17 protein-coding genes are annotated in these 17,407 nt (G+C 50.6%); 6 read left to right on the top strand and 11 right to left on the bottom strand.

Features of this window, described 5'->3' with window-relative positions:
* Nucleotides 1–5: 5 nt before the first annotated feature.
* The 11 genes from C8D98_RS01720 to waaF form a co-directional block, all read right to left on the bottom strand.
* The gene (locus C8D98_RS01720) at nucleotides 6–1,172 is read right to left on the bottom strand and encodes a phosphoglycerate kinase (protein ID WP_132871466.1); all 1,167 of its coding nucleotides are present in this window, start codon (nucleotides 1,170–1,172) and stop codon (nucleotides 6–8) included.
* A 9-nt stretch (nucleotides 1,173–1,181) separates the two neighbouring features.
* Nucleotides 1,182–2,180, bottom strand: coding sequence for a type I glyceraldehyde-3-phosphate dehydrogenase (gene gap / locus C8D98_RS01715; protein ID WP_132871464.1), 999 nt, complete (start codon nucleotides 2,178–2,180; stop codon nucleotides 1,182–1,184).
* Between the two features lie 41 nt (nucleotides 2,181–2,221).
* The gene (locus C8D98_RS01710) at nucleotides 2,222–3,403 is read right to left on the bottom strand and encodes a PAS domain-containing protein (protein ID WP_132871462.1); all 1,182 of its coding nucleotides are present in this window, start codon (nucleotides 3,401–3,403) and stop codon (nucleotides 2,222–2,224) included.
* A gap of 37 nt (nucleotides 3,404–3,440) precedes the next feature.
* Nucleotides 3,441–4,100 (bottom strand): ComF family protein, encoded by a 660-nt coding sequence (locus C8D98_RS01705; RefSeq protein ID WP_132871460.1) that lies wholly within the window; start codon nucleotides 4,098–4,100, stop codon nucleotides 3,441–3,443.
* Nucleotides 4,100–5,617: a 2,3-bisphosphoglycerate-independent phosphoglycerate mutase gene (gene gpmI, locus C8D98_RS01700; protein ID WP_132871458.1), complete on the bottom strand. Its 1,518-nt coding sequence runs from the start codon at nucleotides 5,615–5,617 to the stop codon at nucleotides 4,100–4,102. The genes C8D98_RS01705 and gpmI overlap by 1 nt, the downstream gene beginning before the upstream one ends.
* A gap of 81 nt (nucleotides 5,618–5,698) precedes the next feature.
* Complete coding sequence (locus tag C8D98_RS01695) at nucleotides 5,699–6,061, bottom strand: TraR/DksA family transcriptional regulator (RefSeq protein WP_132871456.1); 363 nt, start codon at nucleotides 6,059–6,061, stop codon at nucleotides 5,699–5,701.
* Nucleotides 6,062–6,117: 56 nt separating this feature from the next.
* The gene (locus C8D98_RS01690; RefSeq protein WP_132871454.1) at nucleotides 6,118–6,525 is read right to left on the bottom strand and encodes a 23S rRNA (pseudouridine(1915)-N(3))-methyltransferase RlmH; all 408 of its coding nucleotides are present in this window, start codon (nucleotides 6,523–6,525) and stop codon (nucleotides 6,118–6,120) included.
* A gap of 66 nt (nucleotides 6,526–6,591) precedes the next feature.
* On the bottom strand, nucleotides 6,592–7,275 hold the full coding sequence (locus tag C8D98_RS01685; RefSeq protein ID WP_132871452.1) for a TrmH family RNA methyltransferase: 684 nt from the start codon (nucleotides 7,273–7,275) through the stop codon (nucleotides 6,592–6,594).
* On the bottom strand, nucleotides 7,272–9,182 hold the full coding sequence (locus C8D98_RS01680; RefSeq protein ID WP_132871450.1) for a transketolase: 1,911 nt from the start codon (nucleotides 9,180–9,182) through the stop codon (nucleotides 7,272–7,274). Before C8D98_RS01680 ends, C8D98_RS01685 begins: the two co-directional genes overlap by 4 nt.
* Before the next feature lie 88 nt (nucleotides 9,183–9,270).
* Complete coding sequence (locus tag C8D98_RS01675) at nucleotides 9,271–10,203, bottom strand: glycosyltransferase family 9 protein (RefSeq protein WP_132871448.1); 933 nt, start codon at nucleotides 10,201–10,203, stop codon at nucleotides 9,271–9,273.
* The gene (gene waaF / locus C8D98_RS01670) at nucleotides 10,203–11,237 is read right to left on the bottom strand and encodes a lipopolysaccharide heptosyltransferase II (protein WP_165871150.1); all 1,035 of its coding nucleotides are present in this window, start codon (nucleotides 11,235–11,237) and stop codon (nucleotides 10,203–10,205) included. The genes C8D98_RS01675 and waaF overlap by 1 nt, the downstream gene beginning before the upstream one ends.
* A 217-nt stretch (nucleotides 11,238–11,454) precedes the next feature.
* Between waaF and pheA the strand changes: the two genes are divergently transcribed.
* From pheA to cmk, 6 genes are read left to right on the top strand one after another with little or no spacing between them, the layout of a single operon-like run.
* Complete coding sequence (gene pheA, locus C8D98_RS01665) at nucleotides 11,455–12,525, top strand: prephenate dehydratase (RefSeq protein WP_132871444.1); 1,071 nt, start codon at nucleotides 11,455–11,457, stop codon at nucleotides 12,523–12,525.
* Nucleotides 12,522–13,619 (top strand): histidinol-phosphate transaminase, encoded by a 1,098-nt coding sequence (gene hisC / locus C8D98_RS01660; protein ID WP_132871442.1) that lies wholly within the window; start codon nucleotides 12,522–12,524, stop codon nucleotides 13,617–13,619. The genes pheA and hisC overlap by 4 nt, the downstream gene beginning before the upstream one ends.
* A complete protein-coding gene (aroF, locus tag C8D98_RS01655; RefSeq protein WP_132871440.1) occupies nucleotides 13,616–14,638 on the top strand; it encodes a 3-deoxy-7-phosphoheptulonate synthase in 1,023 nt (340 codons plus the stop codon). The genes hisC and aroF overlap by 4 nt, the downstream gene beginning before the upstream one ends.
* Entirely contained in the window at nucleotides 14,635–15,462 is an 828-nt protein-coding gene (locus C8D98_RS01650; protein ID WP_132871438.1) for a prephenate dehydrogenase, read from the top strand. The genes aroF and C8D98_RS01650 overlap by 4 nt, the downstream gene beginning before the upstream one ends.
* Nucleotides 15,459–16,739, top strand: a complete 1,281-nt coding sequence (gene aroA, locus C8D98_RS01645) for a 3-phosphoshikimate 1-carboxyvinyltransferase (protein ID WP_132871436.1) — start codon at nucleotides 15,459–15,461, stop codon at nucleotides 16,737–16,739. The genes C8D98_RS01650 and aroA overlap by 4 nt, the downstream gene beginning before the upstream one ends.
* Nucleotides 16,739–17,389, top strand: coding sequence for a (d)CMP kinase (cmk, locus tag C8D98_RS01640; RefSeq protein ID WP_132871434.1), 651 nt, complete (start codon nucleotides 16,739–16,741; stop codon nucleotides 17,387–17,389). The genes aroA and cmk overlap by 1 nt, the downstream gene beginning before the upstream one ends.
* Nucleotides 17,390–17,407 lie beyond the last annotated feature (18 nt).

Below are 17,407 nucleotides of genomic sequence, written 5' to 3'. Positions count from 1 at the left end.
ATCCTTTATCCGAGAATATCTATTCCCGGCAGTGATCCGAACTCTATAAACTCCAGCGAAGCACCGCCTCCGGTGGAGATATGATCTATCATATTCGCCACTCCGGCCTGATTCACCGCCGCAACAGAGTCTCCTCCGCCCACAACGACAATTCCCTCAGCCGCACCAAGCGCACGGGCTATCGAGAAGGTTCCTTCAGCGAAGGACGGGTTCTCGAAAACGCCCATGGGGCCGTTCCAGAGGATGGTTTTACATCTGTTAAGCTCATGGATGTACAGCTCCGCTGTTTTAGGACCTATATCCAGCCCCATGAAGCCGTCGGCAATGTTCTGTCCGTCGCAAGCAACCGGAGCACCGTTGAACTCAGCCGCAACAACATGATCCAGAGGGAGGAATATCTTCACCTGCTTCTTTTTCGCTACGGCAAGGATCTCCTCAACCACGTTCAGCTGATCGTCCTCCACCAGAGAAGTGCCCACTGTGAATCCCTGATATTTCAGGAATGTATAGGCCATTGCGCCGCCCACAAAAATATTGTCGGCAAGCTCCAGAAGGGACTTTATAACGCCTATCTTGTCTGAAACCTTCGCACCGCCGACGATTGCGCCGAAGGGTCTTGCGGGGTTCTTAACAAGCTGGCTGAAATACTGAATCTCTTTTTCAACGAGGAAGCCCGCCGCCTTGTCAGCGATAAGCTCCGCCATTCCGTATGTGGATGCGTGTTTGCGGTGGCATGTGCCGAATGCATCGTTTATGTATACATCCGCATTTGCCGCCAGCGCTTTCACAAATTCGGGGTCGTTCTTCTCCTCGCCCTTGTAGAATCTCAGGTTTTCAAGGAGAGCCACTTCGCCGTCTTTCATTTCAGCCACTGCATCTGCAACGGTTTCGCCTATGCAGTCGGAAACGAACAGCACAGGAAAGAATTTTTCGGAAACATACTGCGCAACGGGAGCGAGAGAGTAATCGGGATTCTTCTCGCCTTTGGGTCTGCCAAGATGGGACGCAAGGATAACCTTTGCTCCCTGTCCTTTGGCATAGTTTATAGTTTTCATCGCCTCCACGATTCGGGTGTCGTCCTTAACAACGCCGCCCTTTACGGGCACGTTGAAATCCACACGGATGAAAACTCTTTTTCCTTTCAGGTTTAAGTCTTTAATGCTCTTCGCCATGTCCTTCCCTTACAGCACTTTAGTGATAAGCTCGGCGCAACGGTTTGAGTAGCCCCATTCGTTGTCGTACCAGCTGATTATCTTCGCCATGTTGCCCTCAAGCACCATGGTGAGCTGAGAATCGAGGGTTGAGGATGCGGGTTCGCCGTTCAGGTCGATGGACACAAGGGGTTCATCGGTGTAGCGGAGAATCCCCTTCATGGGGCCTTCTGCTGCTGCCTTCATAGCGGCGTTGATCTCCTCTTTGGTTGCGTTTCTTTCCAGTTCGGCCGTAAGGTCGACCAGAGAAACGTTGGGTGTGGGAACACGGACGGAGAAGCCTGTCAGCCTGCCTTTAAGCTCGGGCAGAACCAGACCCACAGCTTTTGCTGCGCCTGTTGAAGTGGGGATCATGCTGACTGCACATGCTCTTGCACGGCGCAGGTCTTTATGGGGCAGATCCAGAACGTTCTGGTCGTTTGTATATGCATGGACTGTGGTCATGATGCCTTTTTTCAGTCCGAAAGTGTCGTTGAGAACCTTTGCCACGGGGGCAAGGCAGTTTGTGGTGCATGAAGCATTTGAAATAACATGGTGCTTCGTTTTGTCGTACTGGCTGTCGTTAACGCCGAGAACGAGGGTAAGGTCAACCTCTTCACCGGGAGCGGAGATGATAACCTTTTTAGCTCCGGCATCGATGTGTTTCTGGGCAAGCTCTCTCTTGGTGAATCTGCCTGTGGATTCCAGAACAACTTCAACACCAAGCTCTTTCCAGGGAAGCTGGGCGGGGTCTTTTTCGGCGCAAATCTTCACTTTTTTGCCGTTGATTATGATTCCGTCGGCAGCCGCCTCAACATCAAACTTAGCAACACCGTGAACAGAGTCATACTTGAGCAGATGCGCAAGAGTTTTGGTATCTGTCAGGTCGTTGATAGCCACTATTTCAATGTCCAGTCCACGCTGAAGGATGGCTCTGAGAGTACAGCGGCCAATGCGGCCAAAACCGTTGATTCCAAGTTTAACACCCATTATAACCTCCGAGTTGATTCATTTATGATATCTTTCTTTATTCAGTCCTGCTCCGGAGGAGCCTCAAGCTTAAGATGGCGTCTGATGGACTTGATCTCGTCCGTCACCATCTTCAGCAATGTTCCCAGTTCCTTATCAGTGACCACCGATTTCTTGTTAACAGTGTTGATGAGCCTTTCCAGCTGGTACACCGTCCTTTTGCTCAGGTCGTTGTATTTCTCCTGCTGAAGCTCCAGTGTGCTCTGAAAGTTCTTGAGTGCCGTTGCGGAGCGTACAAGTTTGTTTTTGATATCCTTGTTCTCCTGCCTCAGCTTAAGCAGTTCGTTGATGTTGTCGTCGCTGAACAGCTTTTCAAGAGCCTTGCTCATCTTGCGGTTTTTCAGAAAGACCTCGTCATAGTTCTTTTCAAGGTCTTTGTAAGCCTTTTTCAGGTCGCCGATCTCGTTCATCTTGTCGACTTCGGCCTTCTGAAAGCTCTTCACCCGCTCCTTATACTTTTCGATGGACTGAACGAGTTGGAAGTTCTCCGTTATGTCGAACATAAACTCGCCGAACTCATTCAGTTCACCGGTCTGGTCATAGACCGGAAACATATGATGCTCAAAATGGCGTGTTCCGCCGTTCTTCTCTATTCTGATATTCTGCGTACCCACAGATTCGCCCGTCATAAGCTCCGCCATGCGGCAGAAAGCACAGGGTTCGGTGCGGCCGTGGATCACTTCATAACATTTTTTGCCTATTATCTCAGGAATATTCGCAATGCCGAGGAAATCGGCCAGAGCCTTGTTCACGTTTATTATCTGATATTCGCCGGAAACGCTGAACAGGGGCATTTTAAGGCCGTCCAGCAGTTTCATCATCTTCATACGGCTGTGGCGCAGAACCCTTACAGATTCCTGAGCCTCAACCACAACACTGTTAAACGAACGGGCGACAGCGTTCAGGTTATATCTGTTTTTGTCGGAGTTTATCATGACAACGACACGCTGACCCTCCTGCACTGAGCGCAGGAAGTAGAAAGACATCAGGTTGTCGCCCTTTTTGAAAGACTGAAAATACATATCTTCCGTGTCCAGATAGCCCCGCATTGTGACGGGAACGGGCACTTTTTCATGCTGTCCTGCCACTACCTGATAGAAATCACCTGAATCAGGCAGGTAAACATAAACAGGAAACGAGCACTCTCTGAACAATACAGAAATTCTGGAAATCAGCGTATTCATTAAAAACCCTCACGAAAACACGAAAAGAACAAAAGTATCATACATGTCCGCCCGACAGAACATAAACGTCGACCCTTTCCGCATTCGCCTTTTTCAGTACCCTGCAGCACTCTTTAACAGTTGCGCCTGTGGTTATGATATCATCAACCAGCAGAATTTTCAAACCACTTAAATCTCTGTCACACAAAAAAGCTCCTTTAACGTTGAGAGCTCTCATTCTTCGCCTAAGTTTATATTGATACTCGGTTTTTCTGTTTCTGACCAGAACCTTCTCATACCTGCCGGATGTCTTTGCGGCGATAAATTCCGCAAGACTGTGTGCAGGATGCGCCAGTCTTCTGAATCTTCTGGTGAAATGGGACGGTACGTCGGTGATGATATCATATTTCTGCAGAAAATCAGCACGCACCAGCTCGCCGAGCTTTCCCGCACCTGCAATGCGGTATCCGAACTTGATCTGCACCAGCAGATTTCTCAGTGCGCCAGTGTATTTATAGTCGATGTATATCCTGTCCCACCCAGCTCCGGAAAGGCACTGTCCGCAGACCTTTGCATGCACCTTGAGCGGGAAGCCGCAGTTTTCGCAGAAATGACCGTAGCCTGAAAGCCCTTTCTGACAATCACTGCAAACGGGCAGTCTGCCTTCGCATGCCCCGCCGCATCCTGCGCAGACAGGAGCAAATATCTCCCTCAGCATCACCTGACCAGCAGACTCTCTCCGGTCATCTCCGCAGGCTTTTCGATACCCATGATATCAAGCAGGGTGGGGGCTATGTCCGCCAGTTTGCCGGTCTTTTCTGTAAGTTTGCAGTCAAGGTTATATATTATAAAAGGCACAGGGTTCAGGGTGTGCGCAGTGTGGGGCTGGTTGTTCTCATAGTCCCACATCTGTTCGGCGTTTCCGTGGTCGGCTGTCACTGCCAGAACCGCTCCTTTCTCTTTTATCACCTTCATAACCTCGCCCAGACACTCATCCACCGCAAGGCATGCCTTAACCGCCGCCTCCAGTATTCCTGAGTGCCCAACCATGTCGGGGTTGGCGAAGTTCATGATGACCACGTCAACTGAGTCTATCTCCTCTTTGAACCTTTTCACAACCTCGTGAATACTCATCTGAGGCTTGAGGTCATAGGTTGCAACGTCACGGGGGGATTCCAGAAGGGCACGTTTTTCCCCTTCAAAAACCGTCTCCGCACCGCCGTTAAAAAAGTATGTAACGTGGGCATATTTCTCTGTTTCGGCTATTCTCAGCTGTTTTAAGCCTTTGCGGCTGATAACCTCGCCGAATATATTGTTCAGCCCCTCTGGCCCGAAGGCATAGGGGCAGTCATATTTACTGTCATACTGGGTCAGTGTCATGAAATGGACTTCGGGCATGTCACGCTCGAACTCACGGAAGGCTCTGTCTGTGAAAACAGTTGTGAGCTGTCTGGCTCTGTCGGCACGGAAGTTGAAAAAGAACACTCCGTCGCCGTTTTTGACCCTGCCGTCAACTCCGGCTATGATTGTGGGCTTGATGAACTCGTCCGTTTCGCCTCTGTCGTAAGCCTCCTGAACAGCACTGCATGCGTCCGCAGACTCAAGGCCGACTCCGTTTCTGACAGCATCGTAGCCCAGCTTTGTTCTGTCCCACCTTTTGTCCCTGTCCATGGGATAGTAGCGGCCGGCAACCGTTGCCACCTGTCCGCACTCCGTATTTTTCATGTATTCAGTCAGTTCCTTCATATATCCCAGACCGCTCTTGGGGGGAGTGTCACGCCCGTCCATGAACGCATGGACGTATACTTCCGGAATGCCGAACTGTTTCGCTATGCCTATGATTCCTTTGAGATGTTCGATGTGGCTGTGTACGCCGCCGTCGGACAGAAGTCCGAAAAGGTGTAGTCTGCCGCTGTCCGCCTTAACTGTGTTCAGAAACGCCGCAAAGTCAGGGTTCTTTGCCATGCTGCCGTCTTTGATGGCCAATGTGACCCTGAGAAGCTCCTGATAAACCACTCTTCCGGCTCCGATGTTTGTGTGTCCAACCTCGGAGTTGCCCATCTGCCCCTTGGGCAGACCGACATATTCCTCACTGGCGTTCAGCCTTGTGTGGGGGCACTCGGCCATCAGTTTATGGAAATTGGGTGCTTTGCTGATTCTGACAGCGTTGAAGTCCTCTTCGTCTCTCAGACCCCAGCCGTCAAGGATGAGAAGTACGGTTTTGCGTTCAGACATGACATTCTCCAAAGATGATTGGTAAGTTGAGGGGATTGTAGCACAAAAACGAAAGCCCCGCCATAGCGACGGGGCTCGGGATTACATCTTGATGAGGCCTTTCTTTTCCAGTTCGGTCTTACAGTCGGTGCAGTATCTGGCGAAAGGAACGTATTCGAGGCGTTTTTCCTCAATATCCTCTTCACACTCGATACAGACGCCGTAGGTTCCGTTGTCGATTCGAACCAGAGCCTGCTCGATAAGGCGGAGCTTAAGAGCATCCGTCTCAACACGGCCAAGCATAAGGTTTTTGTTATAGAGATTATATGCTTCGTCTGCGGCGTCCTGTGTTCCGTCTTCGCCGAGGCTCATAGCATCGTGATATCTCTCATTGAGCTTATCGATGAGCTCACGTCTCATCTTCAGCAGTTTGTCCCTGTGGTATTTCAGTTTTTCCCTGTCCATACCAGCCCTCCTTACAAGCCAGATGTAAAAGCAGAAAAGCCTTTTACACGCAGTTTCTATTTATGATACGGATGACCGTTGATAATGGTCAGCGCCCTATAAACCTGCTCCGCAAGAACCAACAGGCTAACCCTGTGTGCCATTGTCATTTCGGACAATGAAATGAATTCTTTAGCCGAAGCCCTGACATCCGCCGGAAGCCCTTCGGCCTCACCTATATAAAAAGTGATGTCGCCGTAGGTTTCCACCCGTTTGTTAAGCCATGCGGCAAAACTCTCACTGGTGAATTTTGTCCCTTTGGGATCCATTCCCACCAGAAGTCCCTTCTGCTGGGCTCCCTGCCTGTTCTTGTCGACCTCGACCGAAACAGGCATAAATCCGTTGGACATCTTTATATATCTGTCAACCAACGCCTTTATTTCAGGCTCTTTGATCTTGGATGCCATAACAATTTTTATCAGCATCGGAATTGCTCGTAAAATATAGAATGAGTTCTACTATGTCAACAATTTTCGGAGCTTTTTGCGCTTTTATAGCCCCCGTGTGAACTCGTACATGATGACCGCCGCACTCTGAGCTACGTTCAGAGAGTCGATATCGCCCCTCATGGGAATTTTCACATGTGTGTTCGCAAGCTCCAGAAGTGCGGGGCGTATGCCTTTACCTTCGGAACCCATAATAATGACGGATTTATGGTCGAAAACAACGTCCTTAAGGGCTGTCTGCCCGTGGACGTCCGCCGCATAGGCCTTGTATCCGGCATCCTGAAGTTTTTTCAATGCTGTTGCAGTGTTTCCTGCGCCCGCCACCAGAGTGTGGAATATTGTTCCGCTGGAAGCCTTGCAGACCGCCGCAGTGATAGGAGCCTGCTTATCGAAGCCCACCAGAACGGTCTTTATGCCGAAGCAGTTGGCCGCTCTTATTATCGCCCCGTAGTTATGGGGGTCAAAAATCCTGTCGAGAATAACAACGGGACCGTTTTCAAGTATCTTATCAAAGACCTTATCGAAAAACTTCGGCTCAAGGTCTCTTATCTCCGCCGCAACTCCCTGCGCCTCCTGTCCGAAAAAGTGTTCGAACTCCTTAGAGCCGTAGGTGCGGCATTCAACTTTATATTTCTTAGGGTCAAAGGTCGAGTTAACCTTCACATGGAGCAGTTTAACTATATCCAGCTTGAGTGCTTCCTCGACAGTGTTTCTTCCGTGTATTATCATGCAAGCTCCGCTTTAATGCTCTCTGCCACTGTTTCGGGGTCGAGGCCTAAGAGTTTGAAAATGTCCTCGGGAGTACCGGAGAAGGCATAGCCTCTCACGCCGAAACGGACTATGCGCACAGGCTCGCCGTCGTCTGCAAATTTGTTTGCCAGAGTGGCCGCCAGACCTGTGAATTCGTTGTGATCCTCATATACAAAAACGGGTTTATCCGTATATTTCTCAAATGCTTCCATATCAGGATGCAGAGGGCATGAGCAGTTGAGCACTGCCGCCTTGATACCCTGTTTTTCCAGAATTTCGGCAACTTTCAACGCACGGGCAGTCATGCTGCCGTAGGTTGCGATGGCGAAATCGCCGTCACGCAGAACGTCCACCTGACCGTATTTGAAGTCGTATCCCTTGCCGAAGAAAGGCTTGTCGCCGTCAGCTATCACTGCGAGTTTTGAACGACCCATACCCACAAGGAAGTTTCCGGGGTTCTCAGCCGCAAAGCCAACAGCCTTATAGGTCTGGTTGGGATCGGCGGGGATGATGACTCTGAATCCGAACAGGTTGCGCAGTGTTCCGAGGTAGTCGATGCACTGGTGAGTCTTGCCGTCCTCGCCCACGTCGATACCTATGTGGGTTGTGACGGTCTTAAGGCTTGCGCCGTTGATGTCGTTAAGTCTCTGCTGGTTGTAAACCTCGTCCACTCCGAATACGCCGAAGTCGGCGAAGAAAGCCAGAACGCCGTTAACGCTGGCCGAACCGCCGGCAACACATGCGTGGTGCTCCTGAATGCCCGCCTGAACGAAGTTATCGGGAAACTCTTTCTCAACCTTGTCTGTTTTAACAGAGCTGGCGAGGTCGCAGTCGAAAACTGCAACGGGGGTCATTCCCTCTTCCTGAGAGTTCTTAACTATATCGTATATCGCATCGCCGAACGCCGAACGGCAGTCGGTCTTAACGTCCAGTCCGTATTCCTTGTTTCTGTCGTAGGCCACCTTAACTTCGGGGATCTCAAGCTCGTGGTGTGAGGGGTCGAACACGAACGCCTTACGCATCTCTCTGTATCTTGCGATGTCGTTTTCCAGACCAAGCTCCGCAAGAGCTTTGTCAAGCTGCTCGTCTGTAAGGGGCTTTCCGTGGTATCCGTGGATGTTCTCCATGAAGGATACGCCTTTGCTCATCACTGTTTCAGCAAGGATAAGCACGGGCTGTTCTATCTTCTGACCATATTTGATGGCTGTGAAAAGTTTTTCGAAGTCATGGCCGTCAACAGTGATAACGAACCAGCCGTCTGCAGTGTAGTCGTCCTTTATGTTCTGATACATTACGTCTTCAATGTTGCCGCTTATCTGAAGCTTGTTATAGTCGATGAAAGCGGTGATGTTGTTAAGGCCGTGCATTGCGGCAAAGCGTCTCGCCTCAGCCTGCTGACCCTTCTGCTGTTCGCCGTCGCCCATGAAGCAGAATACGCTGAACTCCTCGCCTGCTATCTCGCCAGCCATAGCGGCTCCGCATGCGGCAGAGAGTCCCTGTCCGAGGTTGCCCGTTGTCCACTCGACACCGTTAACCATCCTTTCGATGTGGCCTTCATAGATGCTTCCGGCCAGACGAAACTCGGCAACAGCCTGGTCTATATCGAAAAATCCGTTGCGTGCAAGGGCGGAGTATACACCGGGGCTTGTGTGTCCGTGGGACACGAAAACCCTGTCCCTTGAAGGGGATTTAACGTTTTCGGGGGTGATGTTGGCATATCTGTACACTGTCAGATACATATCTATAGACGACATGGAACCGCCGGGGTGTCCGCTGCCAGCCAGCGTTGTCATTTTCAGAATATCGCCGCGGCAGAGTTTTGCCGTTTCAGCAAGTTCCTGCATGTCTTTCGGGGTGAAATCCACGTCAAATCCACAGTTTCTCATATATAATACCTCAGTTTTCTATGCATAGACCTGTATCAGGCTTTGGCTTTATATAACGTATACTTTGAAGTGTCAACAAAGATAAGGCTTACGAAAGGGCTTCCAGAACCTTTTCAGGCGTGAGGTGCATCATGCAGTCGAAATGGCCTTTCGGACAGGCATCCTGACCGTGGACATGGCATGGGCGGCACGAAACGGAGTTGTCCTCCACAACCCTGACCCCGCCGAATGACGGATAGAACCCGAAATCCTTTGTGGTTGAACCGAAAACAGCCACAGTCGGCCTGCCCAGAGCCGTTGCGATGTGCAGAGGCCCCGAATCGGTGGATATCACCTTTTCGCATGCGGCTATATTATCGAAAAGCTCTCTGATGGTCGTTTTACCCGTTTTATTGATTATGCCGTCAACGTCCGGAGCTTTGCCGTCTCCGACAAACACAGGGGTATAACCGTTTTGCAGAAGCAGTTCCGCAAGCTCCCCTGCAAACGGGTAGGTCTTCGTATATTTACTGGCGAACGGGTGCACCAGAATGTGTCCTTTAACGGGTTCGGCCTTGGATGCCAGAACAGGGCGCAGTTCTTCAAGCTCCGGCATGGGAACATTAAAAGTCTCTGCAACCGGCTCAAAATATTTCTGAACCACATGTATATCAAGTCTGGGGTCACGCTTTCCGGTTTTGACGAATCTGCGACGGGCGGCGGAATCCTTCATATATTTATGATAGTCAGCCTGTGCATGAAAGCGGAGAAACATTGACAGAAGCTTTCCGTGGAGGTCGAAGATGTGGTCATACTCCTCTGCCTCCTTCTGGATAAGGCTGAAATATGCTATTATTCCGTCTTTCTTATCATATGAAAGCACCCTGTTTACGAACGGCAGGCCTTTATAGACCTCGGCAAACGGCGCATAGGTGAGCACGTCCGCCTGAGCGTCCGGAAACAGTTCCTTAAACTTTCTTATAACTCCGGTGGTGAGGATTATATCCCCCAGCGAGCTGAAACGGACAAAAAGAACTTTCATCAGTTCGCCTTAACCGTTTCGTATTTTTCCGTGCGGGTGACCGCCTCCTCTTTGTCAATGAGCTTTATAACGTCTTCAGGCAGTATCTCCAGCATACACCGGAAATGCTTCTTAGGACATTTGTTGCTGCCGTGCAGTCCGCAGGGGCGGCAGGAGAGACCCTCCACCTCGGCAACTCTGCTGTTCTCATCGTAGGGGGTGAAGCCAAGCTCCTTTACAGTTGGGCCGAACACAGCCACACAGCGCACACCAGTCGCAACGGCGATATGCATGGGGCCTGAATCGTTGGTCACCAGAAACTCAAAATTAGCTATCAGTGCCGGAAGTTCCTTCAGAGAAGTTTTTCCGCACATGTTGATATGCTCATATTTTGATGAGTGCATTAGTTTTTCGGCAGCGGGAACGTCGTCAGGCGCACCGATTATCACAGGGGTGTATCCGTTGTCCTTAAGCCAGTCGGCAACGGCGGCAAAGTTCTCCGCAGGCCACATCTTTGTAGCCCATACACTGCCCGGCGCAATCCCCACAAGATTTTTGCCCAGTGCGGCGAATTTTGATTTCGCCTCTTCATCTATATATACGCTCAAGGGAAGTTTCGGGGGCAGTTCGCCGAATGCGGCCTCATAAAGGAGCATATTGCGCTGAACCTCGTGGAGATCCATATCTCTTGAGCGGGTGGCTGTCAGCAGTGTGGAGAACGCACTCTCAACGAAGCCGATACGCACGGGGATCTTCGCCAGAAACAGGGTGAGATTGGTGCGGAAAGACTTATGGGGAGCTAGCACCATATCGAATCCTCTGCTCTTAAGCTCTTCGGCAAAGCGGAAGATACCCGACAGACCGGAATAGCTCTTTCGCTTGTCAAAAGGGATAACCTCTGAAATTTCATCGAGTCCCTCAAAAAGGGGTGCGTATTCAGGACGGACACAGAAGGATATCTCCGCATCGGGATGTTTTAATTTTACGGCTTTTATCAGCGGCGTTGTGAGCACGCTGTCGCCGAGGAATGACGGGTTAAAGATTAATATTTTCAAGTTAAGCACCTATTTGTCAAAGAGGGGAACAAAACCCTATGCAGTTATTTTCCCAAAATATACAGACTGCCGCATATGAAATCAATCTGTTTCGAATTAATTGCAATACTAATCATAAGCCGTTCAAACCCGCATATAATATAGCACATAAATTTTTTTGCTTTGAACACGCTTCAAACTCTTGCGCAACGGGTGTTTGTCTGCTATCTTCCCTTTTATGGATGAACTTGATAAACACAGACAAAACATTGACGACATCGACCAGCAGATTCTCGATCTTCTGAACAGAAGGGCGAACGAGGCAATGCACATCGGCGAGATAAAGAAGGCCGCCGGACAGCCTCTTTATGTTCCGTCCAGAGAGAAGAAGATTTTTGAGCGTCTTACAGGGCTGAACAAAGGACCGTTTCCCAACGATGCCCTGCGCTCGGTCTACCGTGAGATAATCTCCGCGTCCCTCTCTCTGGAAGAGGTGCAGAAGGTGGGATATCTGGGCCCCGAAGGCACGTTCACAAACATGGCCGCCATAAAGCAGTTCGGACTCTCCGCAACGCTCATCCCCATCCGCAACATCCCCGAGGTGTTCGACAGCGTTGAGCGGGGCAGGCTGGCATTCGGCATCGTGCCTGTGGAAAACTCTCTGGAAGGCATCGTCAACCACACACTGGACACCTTCACCACCAGCAATCTTAAGATATGCGGCGAAATATTCCTTGAAATAAGCCACAACCTTATGAACAGAACCGGAAACTTTGAAGACGTTCAGGTGATATACAGCCACTATCAGGCCATTGGCCAGTGCCGCAAATGGCTTGCGGCCAACTGTCCGGACATCCCCGTCCACGAAATTGACTCAACTGCAAAAGCGGCGGAGCTGGCATCGAAGGACGAAACCGTAGCCGCAATTTCAAGCGAGATGGCACAGTTGAAATATAACCTGCGCGTTGTGGAGAAATCCATAGAGGACAACCCCAACAACTTCACCCGCTTTCTGCTCATCGGAAACTACGAACCCCTGCCCACAGGCAACGACAAGACATCCATAGTTTTCTCTGTGGCGCACAAGGCAGGCTCCCTTTATGAAGCTCTGTCGGTGCTTGCAAATGCTGACATAAACATGACCAAAATCGAGTCCCGTCCGTCCCGCCAAAAGGCGTGGGAATACGTCTTTTTTGTTGACGTGGAGGGACATATAGCAGATAACAGACTTAAAACCGCACTCAGCGGCTTAAGCGAACATACGGCATTTTTCAAAGTGCTCGGTTCCTATCCTAAGGGGGAAAAATGACAGATTTCAAGAAACTCGCCGGAAAAGAAATAGCAGACATCGTTCCCTACAAACCCGGCAAGCCCGTAAAAGAGCTTGAGAGAGAGCTCGGCATTAAAGAGGCCATCAAACTCGCCTCAAACGAAAACCCTTTCGGTCCTTCGCCGAAGGTTAAAACCGCTCTTAAAAACTTCTTTCCCGAAATATCACGCTATCCCTACGGCGATGCCCATTATCTCCGCACAAAACTTGCGGCGAAACTGGAAGTCCCCGCAGATATGCTCCTTTTCGGCACAGGTTCAAACGAAATAATCGAACTCGCCATCCGCACTTTCCTGAAAGACGGCGAGCATGTAATAAGCCCTGCGCCCAGCTTTTCGGTGTATTCATCAATAGCTCAGGCGGCGGGAAAAACATGCAAGTGGATACCCTGTAAAAAGGATTTCTCTTTCGACCTTGATGCGGTTCTTGCCGCTGTGGACGAAAAAACACGCATGATATTCATCGCAAACCCCAACAACCCCACAGGGGGCTACACAGGCGACAAAAAACTCCGTGCGTTCATGGAGAAAGTCCCTTCCGACGTTATAGTCGTGTTTGACGAGGCATACGTTGAGTTTGCCGACGCAAAGGACTTCCCCGACACTATGAAATATCTGGATGCGTTCCACAACGTGTTCATAATGCGCACCTTCTCCAAGGCATACGGTCTGGCGGCTCTCCGCTGCGGATACGTTGTTGCGGACGCAATGGCCATCGACATGATGAACCGTGTGCGCCAGCCCTTCAACACAAACATGGCGGCACAGGTTGCGGCAGAAGCGGCTGTGGAAGACGCTGCATATCTGGACAAGGTCATCAAAAAGAATAAGAAGGGCAGAAACTATCTCCAGAAGGAGTTCAAAAAGCTTGGGCTTGATTTCGTAAAGTCTCAGGCGAACTTCATACTTGTTGAAGTCGGCGATGGCGAAAAGGTTTTCAACGAACTTCTGAAAAAGGGAATAATCGTCCGCTATCTCGGCCCCGGCCTCGCAAAATATATCCGTGTGTCCGTAGGCACAATGCCAGAGAACGAAGCCTTCATCGAACAGCTTAAAAAGGTTCTCGGCAAATGATAATCGTATTTAAGAAGGATGCGGCAAAACAGGACATCGAACATGTGAAGAACAGGCTGGAGCAATTCGGCTTTAAAACCAGCATGTCCGAAACGCAGGACAGAACAATCCTCGGCGCAATAGGCGACGAGCGTATCCTGCGTGAGAAGCCGCTGTTCGCCATGCCCGGCGTTGAAAAGGTCGTACCTATTTCAAAGCCATACAAGCTGGTGAGCTCCGACTTTAAAAAGACTGAAACCGTTATCGATATAAAAGGGGTCAAAATTGGCGGCGGAAACGTCGTGGTCATGGCAGGCCCCTGTTCCGTTGAAAACCGTGAGATGCTTATGTATCTTGCCGAGCGCACACGCAAGGCCGGAGCGAAGATCCTCAGGGGCGGAGCTTTCAAACCCCGCACATCCCCTTATGTCTTTCAGGGACTCGGGGAGGAGGGGCTGAAATATCTGCGTGAGGCGGCGGACGCCAACGGAATGCTCGTTATCACTGAGCTGATGGATCCCAGAGATATGGATCTCATCTGTGAGTATACAGACATAATCCAGATAGGCGCACGGAACATGCAGAATTTCCGTCTGCTGAAAGATCTCGGCACAGTGCGCAAACCCGTTATGCTTAAAAGGGGTTTGTCCGCAACAATGAAGGAACTGCTCATGGCGGCGGAATACGTTGCGGCGGGCGGTAACGATGAGATAATCCTCTGCGAAAGGGGCATCAGAACCTTTGAAACCGAGACAAGAAACACTCTGGATCTCTCCGCAATTCCCGTGCTTAAGAGCATGAGCCATCTGCCCGTTGTGGCAGACCCCAGCCACGGCACAGGACGAAGAGACTGCATTCTGCCCATGTCGCAGGCGGCGGTTGCGGCGGGTGCCGACGGACTTATGGTCGAGGTGCATAACTGCCCCGAAGAGGCGTTCAGCGACGGCGACCAGTCCATTCTGCCTGATGATTTCGACGTTCTGATGAAGCGTCTGAACATCATTGCAGAGACCATCGGAAGAAAACTGATAACCGAATGAAGATAAACACCATAGCTTTTGCGGGTCTGGGACTCATCGGCGGTTCTCTGGCTCTTTCATTCGCCGAAAAGAACATCCGTCTCATCGCATACGACAAAAACACCGACACCCTTGCAAAGGCAGCGGAAACGGGACTTTTCGAGTATGTCACAGATGATGCGGATACCCTTCTGTCACTTGACTTCGACCTGCTCTATATCTGCCTGCCGGTTCGTTCGGCAGTTGAGTTTATAGAATATCTCGGAGCCAAAGGGTTTAAAAGGCCTGTGACCGACGGCGGAAGCACAAAGAGCGCAATAGTCGGGGCGGCAAAAGCGGCGGGGCTGAATTTCTGCGGCGGACATCCCATAGCAGGAAAAGAGGTCTCCGGATTTTCAAATGCAATAAGCGGACTTTTCGGCGGAGCGTATCACATCCTGACCCCCATCGAGGGCGGATTTGACTGCGCAGACCTGAAGGAGTTGCACGAATCCATCGGAATGCGTGTATGCGTTATGGACGGCGAGACCCACGACAGGGTCTTCGGGCTGATAAGCCATCTGCCCCACATATCCGCATTTGCGCTGGTGCAGTCCGTGTTCCACATAGACAAGGATGCCCTGAACTACACGGGCGGCGGATTCCGTGACTTCACACGGATAGCGGCAAGCGACCCCCGCATGTGGACGGACATCTTTATGGAAAACGACAAGAATATGCTTGCAATGATAGACGATTACATCTCCTCCCTCAACGTCTGGCGGGAGGCAATAAAGAACAGAGATACCGAAGCCGTATACTCAATGATCGAGAAGGCGGCGGGTATCAGGAGAGCCTTGAAATGACCGCATTCAAACAGGTTAAAAGCCTCAAAGGTACTGTCCGTGTTCCCTCGGACAAGTCCATCAGCCATCGCTCGTTCATGTTCCTTTCAATGGCAAAGGGAAGGGGGCGTATCATAGATCCGCTTCTGTCCGCCGACACAAAGGCAACAATGGCGGCCATGCAAGCTATGGGTGTCACCTTTGAGGAGACTGTAAACGGTTTCGTGGTGACATCTCAGGGCTATAAAGACTTTAAGGAACCTGAAAACGTTATCGACTGTATGAACTCCGGAACAACTGCAAGACTTCTGACAGGGGTCTATGCACCATCCGGCAAATATATCGTTCTGACAGGTGACGCATCACTGCGCCGCCGCCCCATGGACAGGGTGATAATCCCTCTGTCACAGATGGGCGCAAAGTTTGCGGCAAGGGACAACGGCAGATGCCTGCCCCTCACCATCATGCCTTCAAAGCTCCATTCGGCAGATATCATCGCCGAAACAAAGAGCGCACAGGTGAAGAGTGCAATTCTTCTGGCTGGCGTTCAGGCGGAGGGCATCACAACCTACACCGAAAAAGCAGTCACCAGAAACCACACGGAGATAATGCTTTCGGCACTGGGTGCGAAGATAACCACCGAAGGGCTTAAAATAACCGTTGAGGGTGCGGCGGAACTGAACGCAATCGACATTGTTGTTCCAGGCGACTTCTCCTCTGCGGCTTTCTTTCTCGGTGCGGCTCTCATGTTCGAAGGCTCGGAACTGATGCTTGAAAACGTCGGGCTTAACCCCACCAGAAGCGGAATGCTCAAGATTCTGGACGATATGGGCGTTAAATACACCATCGAAAACGAAAGGGGCGGAGCAGAAAAGCTAGGGGATATCATAATCTCCTCACAGTCTTTCAGCGGATGTACAGTTGAAGGGGACATAATCCCCAACATAATAGACGAACTCCCCATGATAGCCACTCTGGGACTTTTTGCCGACAGCCCCGTGACCATCCGCAATGCAAAGGAACTTAGGGTTAAGGAGAGCGACCGGATCGCCGCAACACTTTACAACCTCAACGCTCTGGGAGCGGAGACCGAGGAGTACGAAGACGGCATGAAAGTCTATCCCATTAAAAACATAAACACCAAAGCCGCTTTAAAATCATTCGAAGACCACAGGATCGCCATGGTGGCCATTATGCTTGCCAAGCGTTTCGGCGGTGAAATCACTGTGGACAACATAGAGTGTGTCGATGTATCATTCCCCACGTTTATGGAGACCTTTAAAAGTCTGGAGGATTGATGAAGATAGCAGTGGACGGACCCGCAGGAAGCGGCAAAAGCACCGTCAGCAAGGTTGTTGCGAAAAACCTAGGGATAACATATCTGGATTCAGGCGCACTCTACAGAGCCTGCGCATACATAGGCACAGTAACAGGAAAAGACGGTGCGGAACTTGTTGAGGCCGTTTCCCATGCGGAGCTTGAGTTCGACACCGCAGGAAAACTCTTTCTCACTCTGAACGGCAAAACCGAGGACATCTCTACTGTGATAAGAACACCCGAAATAGCCGCAAAGGTAAGCGCCGTTGCCGCCATGGAGGATATCCGCACGCTGGTAACCGACAAACTGCGCAAGATGGCCTCAAAAACATCCGTCATAATGGACGGACGTGATATAGGCACACACGTTTTTCCCGATGCCGAATACAAATTCTTTCTTGTGGCCTCTCCCCGTGAGCGGGCAAGGCGCAGAATGAAGGATTTCGAGGCTATGGGGTTCAATAAAACCATTGACGATATCGAGGCGGAAATCATAAAGAGGGACAAACAGGACTCCGAAAGGGAGCATGCGCCTTTGAAAAAGGCGGCCGATGCCCTCGAAATCGACACAACTAACTTGACAATAGAGCAAGTTATATCAATAATAACCGAGACAGCTTCCAACAAATAAAATAGAACGCCCAGTCAA

The organism is Seleniivibrio woodruffii (assembly GCF_004339245.1).
GTDB lineage: Bacteria > Chrysiogenota > Deferribacteres > Deferribacterales > Geovibrionaceae > Seleniivibrio > Seleniivibrio woodruffii.
The sequence above is the reverse complement of the archived record's forward strand: the minus strand, read 5'-3'. Positions and strand labels throughout refer to the sequence as shown.